The sequence below is a fragment of the Bradyrhizobium sp. UFLA06-24 genome, from assembly GCF_054967145.1.
Genome location: NZ_JADFUE010000040.1, coordinates 38,425 through 61,540, shown reverse-complemented (window position 1 = coordinate 61,540; position 23,116 = coordinate 38,425). Strand labels below are relative to the sequence as shown.

General features: G+C 57.7%; 16 protein-coding genes and 3 pseudogenes. 6 read left to right on the top strand and 13 right to left on the bottom strand.

Translation table 11 applies throughout. The features are described from left to right. The first annotated feature begins 172 nt into the window (after nt 1-172). Complete coding sequence (locus IF809_RS26705) at nt 173-652, top strand: Lrp/AsnC family transcriptional regulator (RefSeq protein ID WP_441258686.1); 480 nt, start codon at nt 173-175, stop codon at nt 650-652. A 178-nt stretch (nt 653-830) separates the two neighbouring features. Here the strand turns inward: IF809_RS26705 and IF809_RS26700 are convergent, their stop codons facing one another. Continuing rightward, nucleotides 831-1,145, bottom strand: a complete 315-nt coding sequence (locus tag IF809_RS26700) for a CmcJ/NvfI family oxidoreductase (protein ID WP_441258685.1) — start codon at nt 1,143-1,145, stop codon at nt 831-833. Between the two features lie 2,418 nt (nt 1,146-3,563). Further along, nucleotides 3,564-3,798 (bottom strand): annotated as a pseudogene (locus IF809_RS26695) (ATP-binding protein); the annotation flags it as partial. An 863-nt stretch (nt 3,799-4,661) separates the two neighbouring features. Here IF809_RS26695 and IF809_RS26690 point away from each other — a divergent pair. From IF809_RS26690 to IF809_RS26675, 4 genes are all read left to right on the top strand, one after another. Then, the gene (locus tag IF809_RS26690; RefSeq protein WP_441258684.1) at nt 4,662-6,347 is read left to right on the top strand and encodes an MFS transporter; all 1,686 of its coding nucleotides are present in this window, start codon (nt 4,662-4,664) and stop codon (nt 6,345-6,347) included. Nucleotides 6,348-7,028: 681 nt separating this feature from the next. After that, nucleotides 7,029-8,372: an acyclic terpene utilization AtuA family protein gene (locus IF809_RS26685; protein WP_441258683.1), complete on the top strand. Its 1,344-nt coding sequence runs from the start codon at nt 7,029-7,031 to the stop codon at nt 8,370-8,372. Between the two features lies 1 nt (nt 8,373). After that, entirely contained in the window at nt 8,374-8,700 is a 327-nt protein-coding gene (locus IF809_RS26680) for an AtuA-related protein (RefSeq protein WP_441258682.1), read from the top strand. 213 nt (nt 8,701-8,913) lie between these two features. Beyond that, on the top strand, nt 8,914-10,152 hold the full coding sequence (locus IF809_RS26675) for a M24 family metallopeptidase (RefSeq protein WP_441258681.1): 1,239 nt from the start codon (nt 8,914-8,916) through the stop codon (nt 10,150-10,152). A gap of 783 nt (nt 10,153-10,935) precedes the next feature. On the opposite strand, the gene ehuD is transcribed toward IF809_RS26675, so the two are convergent. The 11 genes and pseudogenes from ehuD to panD all read right to left on the bottom strand — a co-directional run bounded on the left by ehuD (nt 10,936) and on the right by panD (nt 20,731). Next, the gene (ehuD, locus tag IF809_RS26670; RefSeq protein WP_441258680.1) at nt 10,936-11,595 is read right to left on the bottom strand and encodes an ectoine/hydroxyectoine ABC transporter permease subunit EhuD; all 660 of its coding nucleotides are present in this window, start codon (nt 11,593-11,595) and stop codon (nt 10,936-10,938) included. Between the two features lie 7 nt (nt 11,596-11,602). Further along, the gene (gene ehuC, locus IF809_RS26665; protein WP_441258679.1) at nt 11,603-12,253 is read right to left on the bottom strand and encodes an ectoine/hydroxyectoine ABC transporter permease subunit EhuC; all 651 of its coding nucleotides are present in this window, start codon (nt 12,251-12,253) and stop codon (nt 11,603-11,605) included. 28 nt (nt 12,254-12,281) lie between these two features. Further along, complete coding sequence (ehuA, locus tag IF809_RS26660) at nt 12,282-13,067, bottom strand: ectoine/hydroxyectoine ABC transporter ATP-binding protein EhuA (RefSeq protein WP_441258678.1); 786 nt, start codon at nt 13,065-13,067, stop codon at nt 12,282-12,284. Between the two features lie 94 nt (nt 13,068-13,161). Continuing rightward, a complete protein-coding gene (gene ehuB / locus IF809_RS26655) occupies nt 13,162-14,028 on the bottom strand; it encodes an ectoine/hydroxyectoine ABC transporter substrate-binding protein EhuB (protein ID WP_441258677.1) in 867 nt (288 codons plus the stop codon). 118 nt (nt 14,029-14,146) lie between these two features. Next, complete coding sequence (locus IF809_RS26650; RefSeq protein ID WP_441258676.1) at nt 14,147-15,565, bottom strand: M20/M25/M40 family metallo-hydrolase; 1,419 nt, start codon at nt 15,563-15,565, stop codon at nt 14,147-14,149. Nucleotides 15,566-15,737: 172 nt separating this feature from the next. After that, complete coding sequence (locus IF809_RS26645) at nt 15,738-16,751, bottom strand: NAD(P)-dependent oxidoreductase (protein WP_441258675.1); 1,014 nt, start codon at nt 16,749-16,751, stop codon at nt 15,738-15,740. A 202-nt stretch (nt 16,752-16,953) separates the two neighbouring features. Beyond that, nucleotides 16,954-18,176, bottom strand: a pseudogene (locus tag IF809_RS26640) (Glu/Leu/Phe/Val family dehydrogenase). 537 nt (nt 18,177-18,713) lie between these two features. Then, a pseudogene (locus tag IF809_RS26635) lies at nt 18,714-18,809 on the bottom strand (pantoate--beta-alanine ligase); the annotation flags it as partial. Between the two features lie 2 nt (nt 18,810-18,811). After that, complete coding sequence (locus IF809_RS26630; protein ID WP_441261194.1) at nt 18,812-19,045, bottom strand: AAA family ATPase; 234 nt, start codon at nt 19,043-19,045, stop codon at nt 18,812-18,814. Nucleotides 19,046-19,139: 94 nt separating this feature from the next. Then, nucleotides 19,140-20,288 (bottom strand): 8-amino-7-oxononanoate synthase, encoded by a 1,149-nt coding sequence (locus tag IF809_RS26625; protein ID WP_441258674.1) that lies wholly within the window; start codon nt 20,286-20,288, stop codon nt 19,140-19,142. Between the two features lie 89 nt (nt 20,289-20,377). Continuing rightward, nucleotides 20,378-20,731, bottom strand: coding sequence for an aspartate 1-decarboxylase (gene panD, locus IF809_RS26620; protein ID WP_441258673.1), 354 nt, complete (start codon nt 20,729-20,731; stop codon nt 20,378-20,380). Nucleotides 20,732-22,706: 1,975 nt separating this feature from the next. Here panD and IF809_RS26615 point away from each other — a divergent pair. After that, the gene (locus IF809_RS26615; protein ID WP_441258672.1) at nt 22,707-23,051 is read left to right on the top strand and encodes an aminopeptidase P family N-terminal domain-containing protein; all 345 of its coding nucleotides are present in this window, start codon (nt 22,707-22,709) and stop codon (nt 23,049-23,051) included. The last annotated feature ends 65 nt before the right edge of the window (nt 23,052-23,116 follow it).

Sequence of the window (23,116 nt, the reverse complement as noted above, 5' to 3'; positions counted from 1 at the left end):
AGGCTGGTAACTGCTGATCGCTCCAGAGCTTGATCAGGACGCTCACACAATTGATTGCCATAGCGAGCCGCGATGGTAAGATCGCGCATGTTTTCATCGCATTTGGCGACTGATGAGCTATTTTGCTGCAGGATCGCTCCATTGTGCGCCGGAAGAAGACGGGAGGCCAGCTATGCAACAATATGACCGAATAGATGCCCGTATCCTTGAGGTCATACAAAAGAATAACCGACTAACGTCGGAGGCGCTAGGCGAGGTGGTGGGACTTTCCGCGACCGGCTGTCAACGACGACTGAAGAGGCTTCGTTCGGAAGGAATCATCGAGGCTGATGTCTCGATCGTTTCGCCACGGGCTGTAGGAAGGCCAATCCAAATGCTAGTGCTTGTGATCATGGAGCGCGAGCGTTCAGATATAGTCGACAGGTTCAAAAAGGCCATCAAGTCGTCGGCGGAGGTCGTCAATGGATTTTACGTGACTGGCGAGGCCGACTTTGTCCTATACGTCACAGCACAAAGCATGGAGGACTACGAGGAGTTCACCCGAGTCTTCTTCTATGAAAATCCGGACATCAAGGGATTCAAGACAATGGTTATCATGGACCGGGTAAAAGCGGGCTTTGCGATTCCCATTGAGGCGCCATCCGAAGCTTAAGTCGCCGCCCGCCTATGTCGGCGATCGCGACGCAAGTCTCGCAATGGGTCTCGATCCGTAGGATCGACGGCGCGCCCCCCTCGCACTTGCTGGCCGGATCTAGGGAGCGCCATCTTCCATTAATTGAAGGGGCGGTCTTTGGAGTTGCCGATGCCCTAAGCCGCCGCAGCAGCATCAGTCAAAGGACGACGAAGCGGGCCTCGACGCTCTTGCGCGGCTTTGCATTGGGGTACGCACGACGATTATCAAATGCGGCATGAATGACCTGGGGATAGTTGTCCTCACAGTCATAACCTTTGAACAGAATGAACTCGTCTGAGGTCATTTCCGGGAAGTAGTACCAGCGCTGGCGATCGCTGAAATATGCATGCCATGCCTTATGCATGATGCCGAATTTGCTGTAGTTGATTTGAAGGAGATCATCGTCGAGCATGGAGCTGCCATCGCAAACTGCTAGCGGGAAGGCCTGTGGGGCGCCGACAGAATATGCCACGCCTGGATGATCATCAAACGAGAGTACGAGCGAATGGTGTTGCCCTGAATCTGGTCCTCACGTGCGGCCATCATAGGGCCAGCGATTCGCGAGTAATCAACGTCTGCCCATCCAGCCGCCATGTTCTTTACGAGTGGGCGGAGCCCCTCTTGCGGTGGCAGGGCCTGGCCGGACGTACGAATAATGATGGCGTCCCGTTGGGCACCACCCATGATGGCCGAAATAGTCCATAATGAAGGAAACCATTTCTTCCAGATATACTTATCGCGCAGAGAGTCGGGATCGAACTCGTTCGCCCAGGAGGTCTTGCGCTGAACTAGAGTAAAGCCCTCCCGATGGTGATACCAAGCCTGCCTTGGATTTCGAGCCAGCCGGGCGGTGCCATCGGGAGTGAGCGATGGCTGCCAAGCATTGTACGGTTCTCGACGAAAAGCTGTACCTGAAGGGCCCTACGAGTGTGTCAATGATAGATGAAGGCACGGGCGAACAGGTTCGGCCAGAGCAGCCCGAGGCCGGCTGCCGTCAATGCGAGCATTCTACCTGACACGGGGTCTAGATTGCGCATTATCGTTTTCGGTCGCAATTTGGAAAAAAGAGTGGCAGTCGCTGATCTTCAACCCTGACGATACAGCCCTGACGATACAGCCCTGACAAAACAGTCCCGACACTACTACGCCCATCCGGCGCACCAATCCTGCCGTTGCCGCTAAATCGCGCATTGTTTCGGCGAAATCGCTGGACAGTTCGCCGTCTTGCGGCAAAAGGCAGGATTACAGTGTAAGATCACTGCGGCTGAGGAGTCGACGCTTTGGACCGGCTGAAGAGTTTCAGGTGCGCCACAACGTTGCTTGCCAACGTTAGCGTGCGCAGGCGCTCTGACCCATTTCCGCGACAGAGCTTTCACTAATGCAAGGACCTCTGCCTCTTCTTCTCGCGTTTGTGACCATTTTGATGGCACGTGGTCAGCACCACGATGGCATCGTGCCGCTCCCGACCGCGTCCATACCACCGGTCAACGTGCCCTAGACTTAACGAGCTGTCGGCGTAGCGGCCGCGACAATCAATCGGCACGTCGATAGGGGTGTTTAGCCAGGTGAATACGACGCCACGGAGAGAGTATTGGTTTAGCTAATCCGCGAAAGGAGGATCGTTGATGTCGTCGTGGACAAAGTGGCGCTCCTGGCTGGGCATTTCTCCTGACAGGTCGGCCTCGAGTAAAGAGACCCCGCGCAACACTTACCTTGGAAGCTGGTGGTTGATGCCTGCCGATCCGCCCGGGGTATGTGTCTCCGAGCTCTTATTCAACAGACCCTCGGAAGAGACGACAGATAGTCGCTCTGAAGACATAGGCTGAGAACGCGCTCGCGCGACGGCTGCCCACGGCGATCGGCCGAGAAGTAAGAGATTGCCGGAGTCGATCGTGAGCAAGTTCCCCCGATCTCGATCGGGGGACGTTCGAAGGTGCGAGCCTTCTGACGGCGGCAAGTTCGCGTAGATGCTGTTGGGTATAGTAGATCTCCCTGGGGAAGCCCACAGCGGCCATCCCACAGGGCGTCGGCGCGCTTACGAGTCGCTCATGGGAACGGGTCTTTTTGCTCGATGGCTCGTAATTTTCTAATCATGTAGCATCTTGTGGATTTCGCATCTCGTGTACGCGATCTCAGCAACGATTGCCCAGGTGTCCGCTTTCGTTTTGGGCACGTCTGTGGGCAGCGGATGATGTGACAATCGGCACAATCGCTCAACAGGTCGTCGAGCTCCGCCTCGACCGGGTGCCCAAATCCAAACGTGAGCCCTCAGCCCCTCGTTCGTTTCGACCTGTATGTGCTCTGCGGGTCTGGAGTCGCCGTTGAACCGCGTCACGCGGCCAGTAGATCTCGTATAGCCAAATTAAGTGTGATGAAGACGCCCATGCCGCGATGAGGCGCTTGCCTTTCCATAACGCTTGAATGCCATGCACTGGGTGGATCACGTACGCTGCGTACACTATTCATAAGAGGGCCGCTCCGAGGGAGCGGCCCTGCGAGTCAAGGAGGAAACGTCCCATCAATCTGGGCGTTCGCACGTCTATATCGGAGACTGGCACACACATCCGGGGCTAGATCGGAGGACCTCAGTGGCACCGATCGGCGCTCTGTTCGGCGCGTAATCAAGTCACGCCATGCCCGCGCTCGCCGCCCCTTGATGGTGGGTTCTGTTCGGAAATCCCGAGCGCCGGACTCCTTCGGTTTCGGTTGCGATGCTCAAACCGACGTGGGTTTGGCGGCAGCAGCTCTCAATCGAGGCAGCGAAGCTGGAGCTTTTCTCAGCATAGCCCGTCGCGCCGGACCGGACTGGCTTATGTTGGACTCGACTCTTGGCCGAATCTAATTGCCAGCCTTTCCACTGTCAAAGGCCATGCGGAATTGCCCCTTTGCGTCATGAAGAACTGCCCTCATCCTTGGGTTCAAATGTCGGTTGAAGGTTGGCTCCGCCGCGCTGACGGGACGGAGGAGGCGGAGCCCACCGGAGGGCCGTCAGCGGCGGCCGGCTTGATGCGACCGCTCTTCGCTTGGCGGAGCCGGTAGCTGTCGCCGCGGATGGTCAGCACGTGGCTGTGGTGCAGGAGCCGGTCGAGGATCGCGGTGGCGACCACCGGATCGGAAGACACGGCTCATAGCCGTATGGCGCGCAAAAATATGAGGTCGCGCGCTGCAATCCTGCAGGCTAACCGGAAATGATACCGACGCGAAGTATAGTTGAATCCAAATAGAGGTCAGCCGGCTCGTCGGCATCGCCGGCTTTGCTGCGAGTAGCAGCATGATATCGTTCGTGCTGACCAACTGTGGCACGCGCGAAACATTCGCGATCCCTTCCAGGACGAGGAGCATCTCAAGGCAATATCGGCGCTGCGCTCCGTGCTTAGGACCGTTAAAACGTGAGGTTCTTTGGTAGTGTCAGCGATGCGGTCGCGCAGGACGACCAGCGGAGCACTGGCGCACTCAGCATCAAGAAATGTTTCGAGGATCGAGTGATCGAAAGTGACAGAGCGGGGAGCGTCGATCCCCTCGTCGATCTCACCGCTCCGACCGTCCAGCCCACATTTTCTTAAGACACGGTGCAGCGGTTCGTCCACGAGGCGGTATCTCTGACCAAGGCGCCTCGGGATGCGCTTTTTCAGCGCGCGACTGCACCACAACGCAAAAAACCTGCGCTGTAATGCTGTAGTCTGATTGTTGTTGAGCGCTCAGCGCACCTCAGCGAAGAAGCGAATAACATCGAGTGTGTGATTGTCGAGCTCCGTAGGTTCGCCGGTCGCGAGAAGGCGGGGATAGTCAGTATTCTGCACGCGAAATTGCAGGGTTCGCCTAAGGCGTTTGTTGCTTATAATGTTTCACGGCTGGACGAGTGCCTCTATCATTAAATCGATCCGCATGGCCGGGCTTGACTGGCCGGATGCTTGCCTAGAAGCGGTTCGCCAGCCGCTTCCTTCCGACGAACGGCTGCTCTGTCAAGGGAGGCACGGCAGCGCCTGACATGACCGACGTACAAAAGCTCGAGACGCTTGGCGGCGATGGCATCACAGCGCCGCTTCGCCATGCTACTTTTCGCCGCGTCTGGCTCGCGGGTCTTCTCTCAAATATGGGCGCTCTTATTCGCAGCGTTGGCGCCGCCTGGGCGATGACGCAGATGACGTCGTCGGCCGACATGGTCGCATTGGTTCAGACTGCGCTTACGCTTCCGGTTATGTTTATGGCAATGCCTGCGGGCGCGATCGCCGACATGCACGATCGCCGAATCGTATCCCTTATTTCTCTGGGAATCGCATTCGCCGGTGCCGCTGCGCTGACCACACTTGCTTGGCTCGACATGGTTACGCCGATGCTGTTGCTGGCCTTATGCTTTGTGGTCGGGAGCGGCGTGGCCCTCATGGATCCAACGTGGCAATCGTCGATAAGTGAGCAGGTGCCACCCGACGCGCTGCCTGCTGCCGTTGCACTGAACGGTATGAGTTACAATATCGCGCGCAGCGTCGGACCTGCACTAGGCGGCATCGTCGTTGCGACCGCCGGCGCTGTAGCGTCATTTGCACTGAACGCGCTGCTATATCTTCCGCTCATGGGGGCACTATTTGCATGGAACCGCGTGGCGCAGCCTTCGCGGCTGCCTCGCGAGAAGTTCAACCGCGCCATTATTTCTGGGGTGCGATACATCGCCAATTCCCCCGCCATCAAGATCGTTCTGGTCCGCTCCATGGTGATCGGGCTAATCGGCAGCTCGATAATCGCGTTGATGCCTATTGTTGCGCGAGATCTCCTGCATGGCGCCGCGCAGACCTATGGTCTTCTGCTGAGCGCTTTCGGCGTCGGCGCGGTAATTGGTGCAATCTACATTCCGGAAATGCGCAAGCGGCTAACCGGTGAAGCGGCCGTCCGGGCCTGCTCGCTCTCGATGGGCGGCGCCCTCGTCGCGGCGGCGCTGAGCCAGGACTCGATCTTGACCTCGGTCGCACTGGTCCTGGCGGGGGCCGTGTGGACGATGGCTTGGGTTCTTTTCAACGTCGGTGTGCAGCTATCGGCGCCACGCTGGGTTGCCGGTCGCTCCCTGGCAGCCTATCAGGCGGCCGGATCAGGAGGGGTTGCCATTGGTAGCTGGGGCTGGGGCAGCCTGGCTGATGTCGCCGGTGTGGAAGCGGCGCTTCTGGTGTCCGCCGTCTTAATGCTGCTCTCGCCTTTGCTAGGGCTTTGGCTACCCATGCCGCGCGTTGGTGCGCGGGGTGAAGAGCCGGAACTGCTCGAGGATCCCGACGTGAAATTGCCGCTGACCGGGAGGAGCGGCCCTCTGGTAGTCGAGATCGAATATCGAGTCGCGCAGGAGAATGCGAGGGCGTTTCACAATGCCATGCAGGCCGTCCAGCTGTTCCGACAGCGTAATGGCGCATACGGATGGTCGATCGCGCGCGACATTGCCGATCCGGACTCCTGGACGGAGCGCTTTCACTGCCCCACCTGGTTCGACTACCTGCGCCAGCGTAACCGCGCGACGAGAGCGGAGCGCGCGCTGGAGCGTGAGGCAGCAGCTTTTCACGTCGGTCCCGATCCTGTGCGGGTTCGTCGTATGCTGGAGCGACCGTTCGGATCCGTGCGCTGGAAGGAAGAGATCCCGGATCGCTCGGACAACGATGTCTTGCTGCATGAGAGCAGTCCCGGCAGGAGCCGGTAGCGGCAGCCTTACTGAAAAGCCACCAAATGCGAGACTATCGTTCGACAGGTGTAGTCATTGTCAGAGCGCGCGAAGGCGCGGCCAGCGCCCCACGATCTCTTCTGAGCAATTCGCCTTGGTTTCCCCAACACGCGCTTTGTCGCAGTTCTTACGCGTCCTCAGACCAAGAGCGACAACTTCGTGCGTGGAACCCACGAGATGCTAGGAGCCGAGTAACGTGGGACGTTCAACTGTCAGCGTGGAATGGCGGGGTTGTCCAGCGGTTCTCCGGGTGCGGCAGACTTAGAATGAAATCGGGTGCTGCATTCCTTCTTCTTGTTATCTTCATTGTACCTGCGACCGCTCAGAAGGCGCTCAGAGTCCTACTTTTCAAAGCAGCTCGCAAAATCAGGTTGAGTTCACAAACATGCGAGCGGTAGCATGATGGCAAAATAGCAGGTACCGCTTTGAGAAATGGGTGCCCGTGCATCTCCAGACGGGCTTGATCAAGGGCGGCCGCCCTCCGGGAGGATTCGACTTGTGCTCAGCTAGACACTCGACACTGCTGCCACGAGGTTTCGAACTTCCAGATCGAGTGCGCGAGAGCGGGGTCAATAGGCGACGGAATGGTCACGGAGATCACGGTCAACTCGGAACTCGTTCGAAGCTACTGTGGATCAAAGCTACGCTGAAAGGACCCCCATGAAGACTATTCGCCTGGGCTGTGGAGCCGGCTTTTCGGGGGACCGAATCGAGCCGGCCATCGAGCTCGCAGAGCATGGCAAGCTGGACTATTTGATCTTCGAGTGCCTCGCAGAGCGAACAATAGCGCTGGCTCAGCAGGCACGTCTGAAGGATGCGTCGGCGGGTTACGATCCGCTGCTGCAGGCACGCTTCAAAGCGGTGTTGCCCGCTGCGGTCAGGCAGGGCACAAAGATCATAACCAACATGGGAGCCGCCAATCCTGCAAGCGCAGCGCGTAAAGTTGTGGCGCTTGCGAAGGACTTAGGTCTAGCCGAGCTCAAGATCGCTGCCGTTGAGGGAGATGATGTCCTTAAACGCATCATAGGCAGGCAGTTTCCGTTGGTCGATGGTCAAGGCCATCTTTCTGATATCGCCGATCGCGTCGTATCGGCCAATGCATATGTTGGGGCGGCGCCGATCGTAGAGGCGCTGGCGAAGGGCGCGAACGTCGTGATCACCGGCCGGACCAGCGATACGTCTCTTTTTGTGGGTCCGTTGCTGCACGAATTCGGCTGGAGCATGGATGATTGGGATCGCCTTGGACAGGCCACTTTGATAGGACACCTACTCGAGTGCGCCGGACAAGTGACCGGGGGCTATTTTGCCGATCCTGGATATAAGGACGTACGCAACCTTGCACGCATAGGTTTTCCTCTTGCGGAAGTCAGCAAGGACGGCTCCGCGATCATCACGAAGGTCGAGGGCAGTGGTGGCGAGATCAGTCTGAGGACGTGCAAGGAGCAGTTGCTTTATGAAGTGCACGATCCCTCGCGCTATTTCCAACCTGATGTTGTCGCAGACTTCAGCAAGGTGAAGTTGGAGGAAGTTGGCCGTGATCGCGTTGCCGTCACCGGTGGTAAGGGGCATCCGAAAACAGATACCCTGAAAGTGACAGTGGGGTACCGGGACGGCTTCATTGGTGAGGGCCAGATCTCCTATGCTGGACCGGGCGCAAGGGCGCGCGCAGAGCTCGCGCTGGAGATCGTCGAAGAGCGCTTGAAGATTGTCGGGGTGCACGTCGACGAGCTTCGATTGGAGATGATTGGTGTCAATGCCGTTCATCGAGGCGCTTTCCGTGGCGAGCCTCTTATCGAGCCGCCTGACGTGCGCATCAGAGTGGCGGGACGGACGCAGTCCATTGAAGAGGCGATCCTTATCGGAAACGAAGTGGACTCGCTGTGGCTTAATGGACCAGCCGGAGGTGGCGGTGCGACCAAATCCGCAAATGAGGTTATTGCAGCCGCGTCGATCCTTGTGCCGCGTAACCTGGTGCAGCCAAGCATCACTTATGAGGTTGTGTAAAATGAAGTTGCGGGAACTCGCCCATGCCAGAGCAGGCGACAAGGGCAACATATCCAACATCTCGGTTATCGCTTTTGAAGCGGGTGACTACGCCTTTCTTCTCGAACACGTCACCGCGGAAAGGGTGAAACTCCATTTTTCCGACATCGTAGCCGGCAAAGCTGAGCGCTATGAATTGCCCGCGCTCGGAGCAGTGAATTTCGTGCTGCACGATGCACTCGGCGGGGGAGTTACACGTTCACTGTCTCTCGACGCGCACGGAAAGTCGCTATCATCATCCTTGCTGGAACTCGAACTGCCAGAGCACCATCGTCCCCCGAATCGATAGGGTTTCGATGCAGGTGACCGGACAGCCAGCGCCCCCTCTTTCGGACCTTCGTCGTTCTGCATATGTACGACGTTGCGCGGGGTACCGCGGGTTCTCATCATGAGGGGCTTGGCCCGCAGTATTTCTGCACAACATATGTGTACTCGCAGTACATCTTCATACAATGGGCCATTCTCAGGGGAAACGAATGCAAAACACGGGATAAGGCTTTAATTGCAGATCTGCGTTTGGGACTTCACAGCGGCGGTGCCGCACCAGAGAGGGGCAATCGAATTGAACCGAGAATTGCATTTCGCGAAGATTGAATTCGCCGCTCGCCTGGATGCGGTGAAACGGGAAATGGGCAAGAGGGGTATCGATGTCTTGCTCATCTCTGAACCGCCTAACATGAACTATCTGACGGGCTACGATGCGTATTCCTACTACGTCCCGCAGTTCGTCATCGTGTCTTTGAAGAGAGAGCAGCCCATTTGGATCGGCCGTTTCATGGACCGCGTTTCTGCGGTTATGACGACTTACCTCGATGAGGATAATATTCGGGCTTATGAGGACAAGTACGTCCATTCCGCGAGCTTCTCCGCGTACGACGTTATCGCTGAGACAGTCAAGGAAGTTGGCGGTGAGAAAGGGCGTATCGGCGCGGAAATGGGCGGATACTACTATTCCGCGCGCGCACACGCCGATTTTGCGCGTGCGCTCCCCTCCGCGCAATTCATCGATGCGGATCTGCTCGTCAACTGGATCCGCGCTGTAAAGAGCCCGGCCGAAATCGCGCTCATGCGTCAAGCGGGAAAGATCGCCGACGCCATGATGGCCAAGGCGATTGACGCGGTTGCGCCAGGCGTTCGCGAATGCGACATCGCGGCTGCTGTCTATTATCAGATGGCGGCTGGTACGCCTGAATTCGGCGGATCCTACGGCTGCGCCCCGCCGATGCTTTGCGTGGCCGAGCGGGCCATTGCGCCGCATGCTGCGTGGACGGACAAGCCACTTCCGGAGTCAACAACGCTCAATCTTGAGCTGTTCGGAAACCGGTTGCGCTATCAGGTTAACCTCAGCCGCTCGATCTCGGTCGGCAAACCGAAGCCCGGGTTCCAGAACCTATCCGAAATCGCTGTCGAAGCGATGAACGCTGCCCTCGATTATGTTGAGCCTGGCCGGAAATGCTCAGACGTGGCCGAGGTATTCCGCCGATCGCTAGCTCGGCATGGTCTCGAAAAGGAAGCGAGACTCGGCTATTCGATCGGTTTGGGCTATCCGCCAGGCGCAGTGGAGCGCACCGCCAGTCTGCGGAAGGGCGATGACACAATTCTCCGCCCTGGCATGTGCTTTCATATGATGCCAGGACTTTGGCTGGATGACGTTGGCATCGCAATTACTCAGTCGTTTACGGTGACCGACAAGGGCCACGAGCCGTTGTCATCGACGCCGCGCAAGCTGTTCGTCAAATAGGCTGAAGCTCGGCAGAATGCCGGCCGTAGATTGTGCTACGGCCGGTTTCAGTTGGGTGACCGCCCACTGTTCGGGCGACGACGTCAAGACGTCCTGAAGAGCTATTGTGTCCGCCATGTTAGCCAACCTTGCTCAAGGTGGTCTGCGTTGATCTTCCCGTCTGCGCGCTTGGCCACGAGCCAGATCCAGTCATCAATGATGGCCTTCGAAGCGTTTTCCGGATTCACGGCGAGAAGCTGAGTCAAGTCGACCGGGAGGTGTTTCAGCTGGCTTACATTTGGGCCAGGAAAGTCCGTGGCTCGTGAAGGACGAAGATCAGGGCGGAGCCCGGGGAAATTCTACGTGTGTAGCCGTCGCCCTTGAAGCCCGCGAGATGACCGAACGGCTCGGCGGCCGGGTGCTTAGACATACGCGATGCCTAAAGCATCGACGCGATGCAGGACCTCGTCGGCGGCATCGCCCCAGAGCTGATCTTGGCGCGCCCTCACCGGAATCGAGCACGACCGGCCTCCCCTCGATGATGCGGGCTTGTGGGCGAGAACCACGCCGCCCCGTCTCAGTCATCATTTACAGCCAAGGCAGCGATACGTGCGATTCAACCGTAGAGTCAAAGATAACCCCCTCAGGAAAATGCTGAGCCTCACCTATCCGAAGCGCCGGGAGAACAGGGCCAAAAGCTTTCCATAATGCATCATAACCGACGGAATGTCAGAAGACGCCTCTGACCTCACGTGGGCAAGTCCCAATCAGAGCAAGCTGGAGCTCTAGGCCCGACGAGTGCTGCTATGCGGCATAGCGATTGAATCTCTTCTCCAGCAGTTTAATTCCTGCCGCAGAAGTCAGGCTTGCAGCCAGATATCCGAGCGCAACGATCGTGATCGGCTCGAGGTAGCGATAATTGTAGTCCGCCTCAGCCATAGCAGAACCCATGAATTCAAGAACTGTGATGGCCGAAAGAAGCGCGCTTTCCTTGAACATGGCGATCAGATAATTGCCGAGCGGAGCAATCATCGGAGGAATTGCTTGCGGGAGTATGACGTGTATCCACGCTTGTGCACGCGTGAGGTTGCATGCCTTTGCTGCTTCCCACTGGCCAACGGATACGTTGTCGACGCCGGCCCGGTAAACCTCGGAAATATAAGCCGCATTGTGCATGGCAAGGCCGATGATCCCCGCTGTCAACGGTGAGAGCAGGACTCCAAGATCAGGCAGCACGTAGAACAAAAAGTACAGCTGAACCAGCAGTGGTGTGCGTCTGATGCCTTCCGAAAGAAGCTGCACGCTGTTTCCCACCGACTTGACGGAAGACGTCCTGGCCAAGGTAAAGATCAACCCTAGCGCGAGAGCGGCGGCATAGGAGACGAGCGTGACGAGAATCGTCACTCTAAACCCGTGGACGAGGTTGGGTGCGATTTCAGCGACGAATTTCCAGCTCCAATTCATCTCTGCCTCATGCCCCCACTTTGATAATTCCGCGACCGAACGAGCGTTCTAGCCAACGGACCACGGCCATAATCAGCGAGGCGATGGCCAGATAGCTGATCAAGATCAGTATGAAGGGAAATGCGGTTTCTCCCGTGTGCGCTCGCACGGTCTGTGCTTGAAACGTAAGCTCAGGGACCGAAATTAACGAGGCAGCGGCCGTGCCTTTCATAATTTCTATCGCGATGTTGCCGAAGCTCGGCAACATAATCACAAAGGCTTGCGGCAAGATGATCCAGCGCATCGTTTGCCAACGTGTCAAATTCACCGCAATCGAGGCTTCTCGTTGATCTCGCCCGACGGCTAAAATGGCGGACCGGACGACTTCGGCCGCATAGGCACCGCCATTGAAGCCAAGGGCCAGGGTGCCAGCGACGATAGGGCTAAGTTTCAGACCAAGAAGAGGGAGAACATAGTAAGCGACGAACAATTGTACAAAAACGGATGTGCCGCGAAATACCTCAACGTAGATGCGAGAACAGGCGCGTACCAAGAACCGCTTGGATAGCAACGCGATACCGGAAGCAAACGAGACAAACAGTGCGAGCGCGCAGCTCAAGAGTGTGATCGAAATAGTCGATCCCGCTCCCTTCAGGATGAACCACCAGTACTCTGTCATCGCCTTGCCCCCATCATCTTTGCGATGCTCATACCCTCTGCCCGGCAGCGATGACCTTCTTCAAGAAGCTCTTGGTCCGATCGTGATGAGGGTTGTGAAAAATGGTCGCGGGAGGGGCATCCTCAATAATGTTGCCTTGCTCAAAGAAAAGCACGCGGTCGGCGAAGTCCTTAGCAAAGCTCATCTCGTGCGTGACTAGCAGCATTGTCATGTCAGTCTCGTTGCGAAGTGCCGAAATAACGGCGAGCACCTCCTCCACGAGCTCTGGGTCGAGGGCCGAGGTGATTTCGTCAAGAAGCAGAATCTTTGGTTGCAACGCTAATGCCCTGGCGATCGCCACGCGCTGTTTCTGTCCGCCGGACAGCCGCGCTGGATACTCATCAGCTTTGCTAGACAGCCCGACTTTCTCCAGCAGTTGCAAAGCGCGTTCCGACGCTTCTCTTTTCGAGAGTTGACGGGTCAGGACGGGCGCTAGCGCAATATTTTCCAGTGCGGTTTTGTGAGGGAAAAGATTGAAGTGTTGGAAAACCATGCCAATGTTGGCACGGATCTTCCGGACGTACCCCTCGGAGGCAGGGACTACTTTCCCACTTCGCTCCTCATAGATCATGGACTGCCCATCGATCAGGACATCGCCGCCGGTGATGCCCTCAAGCGTCATCAATATTCGAAGAATGGTCGTCTTACCGGAGCCGGACGGACCAATCAGTGCCAGGTGCTGACCGGGCGCGACGCGGAACGATAGCTGCTCGAGAACCTTGAGGGATCCAAAGCGTTTGTCGACGTTCCGAAATTCAATCATTGGCTTTAGCAAATGGCTTTCCCGACATGGCTTGCGGTGCAGACTTATCTGTGTGTTGGGCTTTGGCGTGGGTGGCATAAGGGACCCACGCCAATGCCGGGCCCCCTCATCTTCCGCAGATCGCTGCCGTTGACGGAGCGTTCTTGATGAGGGGCACTCTTGGCCCCATACCATAGCTGACCAGGATCTTGTCGAATTCCCCGCTCTCCCTCAGCTTCTTCAAGCCGCTATTATAAGCATCCCTTAGTGCGGTATCGTCCTTCCTGAAGGCGGCAGCCGCGCAGAAGACCTCGACATCTTTTAAGGGAACAACGATCTGGAGCGACGGATTGGCTGAGAGTTGTTTCATCTTCTCCAGCGAGTAATCGGCGAGCGCGATTGCGTCAATTCGCCCGTCAGCAAGCATCTTGATCGCGCTGGCTTGGTCAGGAAATACGACTGCATTCTCCCGCTTAACACCCCGAGCAAGTGCATCCTTCTCCTGCAACCCGCCGGCAATGACTCCGATTTTCACGCCAAGTTCGCCGGCTTTGGCGTAGCTGTCGAACTCTCCGGCCATCTCCGGCCGCACAAGAAGGCCGGTCGAACCGCAAGTCACGGGCTCGGAGAAAATGACCTGTTCGCAGCGCTCCGGACGGATAGCAAGCCCACCGGAAGAGACCATCTTGACGCGGCTGGCCTGCAGTGCCGGAATCATCGCTCCGTATTTCATCACTTCGCCCTTGAATTGGGTGAAGCCGGCCTCTTTGAGTATCGCGATATCGACGTCTGGGCCAGACCCGGTAAGTGTGCCGTCGGGCTTGAGCTCGGTAAATGGCGGCTCATTCGCTATAGCAATTGAGACCGGCTCGTTTGTGTTGAGCTGCTGCGCATAAGCGCTACTGAAGCTCGCGACCAGGAGGGCAGCTGCAATGGGAGCGTTGCGCAAGGATGTGAAACTTAGTGGGTGAGAAGAAGCGCGAATGTTGAACATGATGCCTGTTACTCCTTTTGGAAGTGCCGTTGGCGAGAATATCGCATCAATTGTCGAGTCCGAATCTGCTAGTCTGGTCTACGAAAGCGCCGAAGTCCCGCCGCCGAATTGCGTCATCCTAGGCGGCGCTGACAGAGGTCTCGCCCGGCCGGAAATCGGCGCATTCAAATGTGCCGAGTTCCTCCAGCAATCGTGGCCAGGTCGAAAGGCCTTCCGCAACAGAAGCGATGCGGAAGAACTCATTCGGGGCATGCACATCTTCGTCAGGCAGATTAAAGCCAAACATCAGCGTCTGCAGCCCCAGCATTTCCTGGAAAATAACAGTGATCGGCACGGTCGCACCAAGGCGAACCAACACCGGCACCTGTCCCGTCGCCTCTTGCAGCACTTTGCTGGCAGCCATCACCAAAGGATGCGACTCCGGCAAGCTGAAGGCTGGTGCGCCCGTATCGTTGTCATGGACGGTAAGCGCGACATCGGGAGGACAGATCGCGGTCAAATGCGCCTTGATTGCATTAAGCGCTCGATGGGTATCTTGGCCTGGCACGGTTCTCAACGAAAGCTTCGCATGCGCGCTGTCCGGGATGATCGTCTTGCTGCCGACGCCTGTGTAGCCGCTCCATACACCATTTACATCCAAGGCGGGGCGCAGCGTTAGTTGCTCACGGACCGAGAAGCCCGGCTCTCCACAGGCTGCAGCACCCACCTCCTCCACGAACTCGACGCCATCGAAGGGAAATCTTGCTGTCTGATCTCGAGCCTCGCGCGTGAGGCCTGGCACGCTGTCCATCAACGCCGGAATGGCAATCGCCCCGGAGTCATCATGGAGAGAGGCGATAATCCTGGCGATTTCATGGGCCGCGTTTCGCACAGCGCCCCCGTATCGACCGGAGTGGAGGTCCTTGTCTGCCGTCCGAATTGAGAATTCGAGTTCAAGCAAACCGCGACAACCGACGTTGATCGTCGGGATTGTAGCGCTCGCGCGGCCGCCATCAGCTGAAATCATCGCGTCGGCTTGGAGGAGCGGTCGAAAGCGGCGCACAATTTCACGAAGGCTTTGGCTGCCACTCTCCTCCTCGCCCTCCAAAAAGACCTTGACGTTCACGGGGCAGCCGCCGCGCAGCCGCAGGAAAGCGGCGATTGTCTCAAGCGCGATCACCGTGGAGCCCTTAACGTCGGACGCGCCACGGGCGTATAGCTTGCCATCTCGGATGGTTGGCTCGAAAGCTGGCGCGTGCCAGGCCTCGAGCGGATCCGGCGGCATGACGTCATAATGTCCGTAGATCAGGATGGTGGGTTTGCCGGGTGCGCCATTCCATGCACCATAAACAGCAGGATGTCCGCCTCCATCCAACAGTTGAACGTTCGCGAGCCCCATGCGCTTAAGCCAATCGAGAAGAAATCGCTGGGCATCGCTCATCCCCGCGGCGAATGCAGGATCGGTACTTACACTGGGCATCCGTAGAAAGGTACAGAGGCCGTCCAATATGTCGTTCTGCCGCGCTAAGAGATCCTGGACTATATTGTCTACGTGCATGGGCATCTCCAACCTGTAACTTCTGGCATTGGCTTCCTGGAACAGCACTGTTCAAAGGTGTGCTCTCAGCTCGACGGCAACACTCTAGCTCCATCCGTATGTCCGAAGCCAAGCTCGGTCCGCGATACGGATCGTCTCGACGAAAAGGCCACGGCCATGCTTGGTGCCGCAGTCAATAGCCCAGATCCAGGTCGATCGCACGGGTTGGCACTGCGCCCTTAGAGAACTCGACCAGGCTCTGGATGCCCCACTGCAGGTGACGGTCCAAAACGTCATCCGCATTCGATGCCTGATCGATTGAACTGATGACGTTCGGGAGCTTGTGAACCTCGAGCCGAGGCATGTATCCGATCGGGAAAGCGCGGCCAAATTCATACCGCCACCACACATCGGCCGCGTATCCACGCAACCGACCGGATGTGAGTGCCTCATAAAGTGGCTTTTCCTGGATCAGGTTGCCGCGCGCAATATTAATCAGGAATGCGGACGGCTTCATCACATTCAATTCTGCTTTTCCAAAGGACTGGAATGTGTCCGGCGTGTTTGGCGTCGCAAGGACGACATAATCGGACTTGGCAAGGACGTCGCGCAGCTCGTCCATGCCGTACATCATATCGACGCCGGCGGCGGGACGGTCCTTGTTGCGACGCACGCCCAGCACGTGCATTCCAAAGCCTTTGGCGCATTTGGCGATGTGTCCGCCAATGTTACCGATGCCGACGACTGCGAGCGTTCGACCGTAGAGCATCGCCGAGCGATATTCATCCGCATAAACGGGGAACAAGCGGCGTCCCTCTTGAGCAGCGTGATGCTTAAACAAGGCCTGCTTTGCGAGGGCCAAGACAAACATGATGGCCTGCTCAGCGACCGCAATTGCATTGGCGCCGCGGGTGTTAGCGACCGTAACCCGGCGTTCCTTCAGGAGCCTTATATCGAGATCGTCACAACCAGCATGCAGCCAGCAAAGCAGCTTGAGCTTGTCCGCGATCTCGAGGAGTCCTTTCGGAATCGCCCAACCGATCATTGCGTCCGCATCTACGGCGTGTCCCTTTAGTTCCGCAAAAGTGCTTTCAAAGCGCGAGAAGTACTCCCCTTGAGGCGCAACGACCTCCGCTTCGGCAGGCAGGGCTGCCTTGAGCCGCGAAATTTCGGCGTCAGTGGCATACCACAAGCAAAGAATTTTCATTCTTCCCATCCTGCCCTGGCCGTGGAGGACCCGGCCGTCAAACCGGCGCGAAGACGCTAATCGCGACTGATCGTGGGTTTCAGGCCAAGTTTCGCCAAATATAGCCGTTTTTCTGCTTGCGTCCGCGGATACGCGCAGAAAACAGTCCGATTGGCCCACGACCTTGCCGTGGCGAGGCATGTGGGGTTAAGAAAAAGTAGCCCTACGGGAATAGCCCGCGAGTTTCCTTTGCTCCGCGAACGCGCTCGACACCTATGCCCATGGCTGCGGTGCGATTGAACAGGTTTTCGCCTTTGCTCCGCGCGAGGACCCGTTCGAAGGCGCGATCTAGAACTTGATACTCTCGGCGCATGACTTCCTCCTCCTCCCAGAACAATCGTTGGAGGTCCTGCACCCACTCGAAGTAGCTGACCACCGCGCCTCCCAAATTGCGAAGAATATCGGGAATAACGAAGATCTCTTCCTGGCGTCGTTCCAAGCTTCGGTCGGCTTCTGGCGTGGTCGGGCCGTTCGCGCCTTCGGCAAGGATGCGGCAGCTCAGGTTACCGGCAATTCGACGGTCGATGACGCGCTCCACCGCAGCTGGGACAAGCACGTCGCATGGTATTGAAAGGATCTCTGCTGGGTAGGCCGAGCTCATTGGAATAACTCTCAAGGCTATCGTGCAAACCAGCGTGCCGGATGAGCTGTGGTAGATCGAGACCGCCGGGCGGATAGAGCGCTCCCGTGTGATCGCTGATCGCGACGACTTCGACTCCCATGTTGTGCAGCTCGAGCGCGGCGATGGAACCGACATTGCCAAAGCCCTGTACAACTGCTGTCGCGCCATTGAAACGTATGTTTAGCTCGCCTGCGGTGCGCCGAACCAAATGCGCCACACCTCGACCTGTCGCTTCACGACGCCCCAATGTGCCGCCGGCACTGACAGGTTTCCTGTTACAATCTCTGTAACCGTCTAGCCCTGATTGTGAACCAGGCCACGATCTGTTCGTTCGTGCCCATGTCGGGCGCCATGACATCGGTATGCGGCCCTACAAATGGAATCATCTCTTGCAGGTTCGAGCTCGCGCTTGGACGAGGTCGATGGATCAACGCTAATTCCGCCCTTCGCCACCATAGCGTAGCCCCACCAGGGCACATTTCCAGCTCATCCAGATCGCGAGGGCAGCGACCTCACCGAGGTCGACACTCGGCGCGAACTTGGCTCCGCCTTTCGTCGGGCCAAGCGTGAGATGATGCGGTACCCGGTAGCCTTCGAAGACCGCGGTTGTCCCATCGTCACAGTGAATGGGACAGGATACGGCGACCGATCACTTGGGTAACGACAGGCGTAATCTTGCGTCATCGGGTTTCTCCCAAATAATCCGCGATGACCTCGAATTGCTTTGAGGCCATGTCAAACACCGGGCCATGGTATGCAGTCATGCGAGATCCTGAAGGTTGAGTTGAATTATAGGTGGTGATGCTCGGCGAAGGGTTCGCTGCCGATCAATGATTAGAGAGTCGATAACGCGATTTAAGAGGACAGACACAGCGAGATCGACAGCGCTTACGAGCAATCTGACGAGCGAAGCGAGACCCTCACGTGAGACCAGAATAGAACGGGAAGCGCTCCGCCGATTCGGCATCAAACGCGCATTGTTTGCGAAATCCCCTGTGAATTGCCGCAAATGAGCGACTTGCGATCTGTTCGGTCAAATGGGGATCGCAGAATTGGAGGCTCTAAGGAAAAATGACATCTCTGAGTCAATGTCGCTGTGACTACGGAACCGGGGACACGGAGACAATCTTGCATAGCCTTTGTGCGCCGTGGTCTATCGCCATCGGTTCAAAAGCAAGTAGTGAGTAAACGATAGACACCAAGCCGACGCGCAGACGCGGCCGAGTGGACCAGGTCTATCTGCTACTGCTTCCTAAGATGGCCTCCCCCGATATCAGAATGCGCGGCAGGCCGAGACGCTAGTAGCCCATTGTCGGGACGAACCCGATGCGTTTGTCGGTCCTGCGCGACGCTGCGAGGGCGTGCCGAAGCTCAGTATTCGTTGTTATTGTCTGCATGTTCAGGGCTTATCAGAATGGGATGGAGGGGCCCGGTTTGCGATCAGCGGCCGCATCCCGCTGTCGCGGAGATCGACGGAATCCACGTCGATGCGAACTCCGTCGATCTCGGCGGATTGATGAGGCGAGGCAGCGGTCCGCAGACGGTAGCGCTCCGGCACGACCCGATCGGATGAGACGTTACCAAGTCGCGCAACGACTTCGGTGTCACTTGCTCCTTCGAGCCCGGCCTGAATTGGCTTCTAATAGCTGGCCCGAGGAGACCAGCGAACCCCACGGGAAACACCGTCTTCCGATTCCGGTGTCCATACCGGACCACGATTCGCAGGCTCATCGAAGCCACCCCCTCGTCTCGTCGCTGAGCGCATCGAGCATGGAACAGACATCAGTCTCGTTGACGTTCAGCGTTAATGAGATGCGGAGGCGAGCTGTGCCTGGGGGCACCGTTGGTGGCCGGATGCCCCGGATATCAAAGCCGCGCACCTGCAGTGCAGAGGCTAGCTGCATCGTATGTGCGTTGTCGCCGACGATATATGGCACGATCTGTGACTTGGAGGGACATAGCAGGCCGCGCGTCTGCATTTCGCGGTGTGTGAATGCAACCAGTGTTTGCAGGCATTGCTGGCGCTCTGGCTCTTGCTGCAGGATCAACAGTGCCTCTCGGACCCCAACAGCAATCAGAGGGGGCAGGGCGGTCGCGAAGATGAATGGACGGCAGCGATTGATCATGAAGTCGCGTATTGCCATCGAGGTAGTCACCAGCGCCCCGGCAGCCCCCAAAGCCTTTCCGCAGCTATGAACGACTATCAAATTGTCGCGCCCCTCGTACGGCGCGGCGAGCCCCCGCCCCCGCTCGCCGTACACGCCCGTGGCGTGCGCCTCATCTACCATCAGGAACGCATCGCAACGGTCCGCAATCGTGATCAGCTCTTGGAGCGGCGCGAAATCGCCATCCATGCTGTAGAGGCTTTCGACCGCGATCCAGACGCGGCCGGCGCCACCCGCTGCCCGCCAGTCACGGATTGTGCTCTCGACCGACTGCAGGTCGTTGTGGACGCTTGTCCGGAATTCGGCGCGACCGGCTCGCGCGCCTTCATGGATGCTCGCGTGGACGAGAGCATCGACAACAAGCAGGTCGCCCCGTTGAGGCAACGTTGTTAGAACCGCGAAATTCGCAATATAGCCCCCGTTAAAGAGAAGCGCCGCCTTTGCACCAAAGAACTGAGCCGCTTCTGCTTCAAGAGCTTCGTGTTCCTCGCAATTGCCCCGGAGGAGGCGCGACCCGCCCGCGCCGATCGGTGTGCCCGCATCAATGGCCGCCAAAACGGCCATTTTCATACGGGGCGCACTCGCCAGGGCCAGATAATCGCTGGAAGAGAAATCAGTACCGGCGCGAGGCTTGAGGCCGCGCGGCGGGTCTTTCAGGGCTTGCAAGGACGCGAGATAGTTAGCGGTGTGGGATGCATGAACAGGGGTCATTCGTCACTCCAGAGTGGAGCAATAGCGCGCCGGCACCGGTTGCGTCCGAAACCAGAGCTATCAGCGTGTCGCATGGCGGTTGAAACCGTCTAGCCAGTCAGGATGCGATTGTCGCGGTCAACCAAGACAACGCGCGGTGTGAAGACCCTGGCCTCCGCTTCATCAAGGGAGGCATATGCAACGATGATGATTTTGTCTCCGGGCATTGCAAGGCGCGCGGCCGCACCATGCAAGTCTATGATGCCAGACCCGCGGGGCGCCTCGATCACATAGGTTGTAAAACGCGCGCCGGTATCGATGTTGAAGATCTCGACGCGCTCATGAGCCAACAAGCCGGCTGCCTCCAGCAGCGCACCATCGATCGAGATCGAGCTTTCGTAGTGCAGATCGGCTTGGGTCACCGAAGCGCGGTGAATCTTGCCTATCATTAACGTGAGCTGCATTCTTACCTACTGAGAAGTTGCAAGCAGCGCCGTCGCTCCTCGCTCGGTAAAACTTGTGGTCGTGGCTGAGGCGTCGGCGTGGAGGCGTTGGGACCGGCTAAGTCAGATATTGTAACTGAGCGATTCGGCTCCCTAGTGGTCCGCTGTATTGAGGGCGGCCGCCTCATACCGGTCGCACTTTTTCGCTTCCCGCAGGAGACACAGACAGTTGCCCTCGTTCATGCTGCGGCTGCAAATGCACCCCTTTGCGCAGTCTAGTAGGCGCCGAGGAGGAAAATCGATAACTTCTGCTTCTGGAGTGCATAGATCTAGCAAAGTTTGTTTGACGCAGAATTCAGTCGTCTTGGTCGGCCTCGTTCAAGCAGATGAGAGCTCAAGCGGCCGCGGGTTCTTCCGTAAAGGAAGCTCCAGATGACGCCCAGAGGCCATCGGGAGGCCGCCCGCATAGAACACGGGGAAGCATCGAATTGAACTCAGTCCCGGCTATCGAGACGATTGTCCGATTCAGGACTTGACCGCCAGTGCGTGAATGTACGCATCCGCGGTGATGGTCGGGTACAACTGAGCCGGGCACTAGCGTTGAACGCTCGGATCCTACCCGCGATGCCCGCAGATCGGCTCCGAGCACTGCCTCGTCATCGCCCACGAGTGCAATCCCGGATGGGTGAGGCCCAAGATATCGCCAGCTCCCGAACAGCTCCAGACCAGTGGGTGATCGACAAACCGCCGAGCTTCAGCTGCGCGATCCTGATTGCACCACGCGAGCACCGACGGCCGGGTCTGGCAAAGTGCCGGGCGCCACTGAGTGCTAAGTGCGCTGTCGTCCGAGTCGCAGGAGGAAGCCGCTATCGAACGCCCCAGCTCCATTTCCCATCTCGGAAATGACAGTACAATACGCGCTCCTTGTTCTCGAGGGCTCCATGTTCAAAAAGGCCCCAATGGCTAATCGATAGCATCTCGGTTCTCCGGTTTGAAAAATGATGATTCGGCCGCGCGAGGATCTTTTAATCAGGACGAGCTGCGTTTGCGGCTGCCGGCGATTTTCGTGGCGATGAGCGGCACGCCGGTAGGTGCCGCATCGGGACGAGGAGAAGCAATCCGCGCCCCTCCTGGTTGCTAGATCGATGTGGCTGCGCATCTCGAATAATCGCCCAGGTGGGAACCAGCGCGATGGCGTTCGAGACGGCGGTATGGCTTCAAAAGTGCTGGCGCATGCCACGGCGCTTCTCAATGATCTCGTCGCAGTCGTCATCCGACAAGAGCGTATGGTGCGTATAATCAATCGGCTTGCCCCTCTTGACGGCCGACGGGAGCCCTCTAGGCAATAAGCTACCCCGGATCGCCGAACAAAGCCCGCCGATTATTGGTCTCGCTTGCGTATATCCGGCAAATTGAGGTGTTTGGTGCAGGACTTCATCGTCGAGGTCGAGGACATCAGCGCGCAAGAATGAAGAGGCCTCCTTAGGAGCAGTCGTAGCGCGGTATTGCCTCGATACAGGCATACTGCCGAATCTGCGCTTCGGCTGAAATCGCCGCGCATGCCGCAGAAAGCCGGCGCGCCTGAAAAGAGCGCATCTCAGTCACCTAGCGCGAAATCTCCGCGATAAGGGCGGTCACGTTGGCGAAATTCAGCATTAACAGGCGATAACATCTGAACGAAAGATACGTCGGTCGGCAGAGCGAAAAGTTTTCGGAGCCGGTAACCAGATGAACGCCGCGATAGTCCGCGATCTACGAAACTGTGCCGCGCGCGCTCTACCGAACGGCGCAGCGCATCGAGAGGTGCCGCACCGGCTTCATGGCAACTGTTATAGACGTGCTAGAGCTCCTTCGAGGGGCGAGCTCGCACGTCATTCCCAGCACACATGGGCCGGAGGCGGCACGCGCGGTTCCATGTCGCGACCTGATCAGATGACGCGGCCAGCAGCGATGACGTTGTCATTTCAAAGTAACTCAAAAGGATGAAGCTAACATAATGACAGTCAGCAAAGGACTGCAGGCGTTCCCGCGCACAGAATATTTGCGCAGACTTGCCGCTTTGAAACCGGAAATGCGGCGACGAGAGATCGACGTATTTTTCGTAACCAGCCCGTGCAACATCACCTATCTTACGGGGCATACCGCCGCGTCGGCGTATGTTCCACAAGGGCTCGTATTTCGCTCGATGAAGAGAAGCCAAAGTTCTTCCTCCGTCGGATGGATGCACCGGCAGCAGTTCGGCAGACGTTTCCGAACCCGAATAACGTCATCGGGTATCCCGAGGATCTCGTGGGCATCCGGATACCGATGGCTACGACAAAGTGATCGAATATCTCTGTGAACGGGGCCTTGCAACCCGCGGCATAGGCCTCGAAACAGGGTCCCTGACGCTCAAGCAGTTTGGGC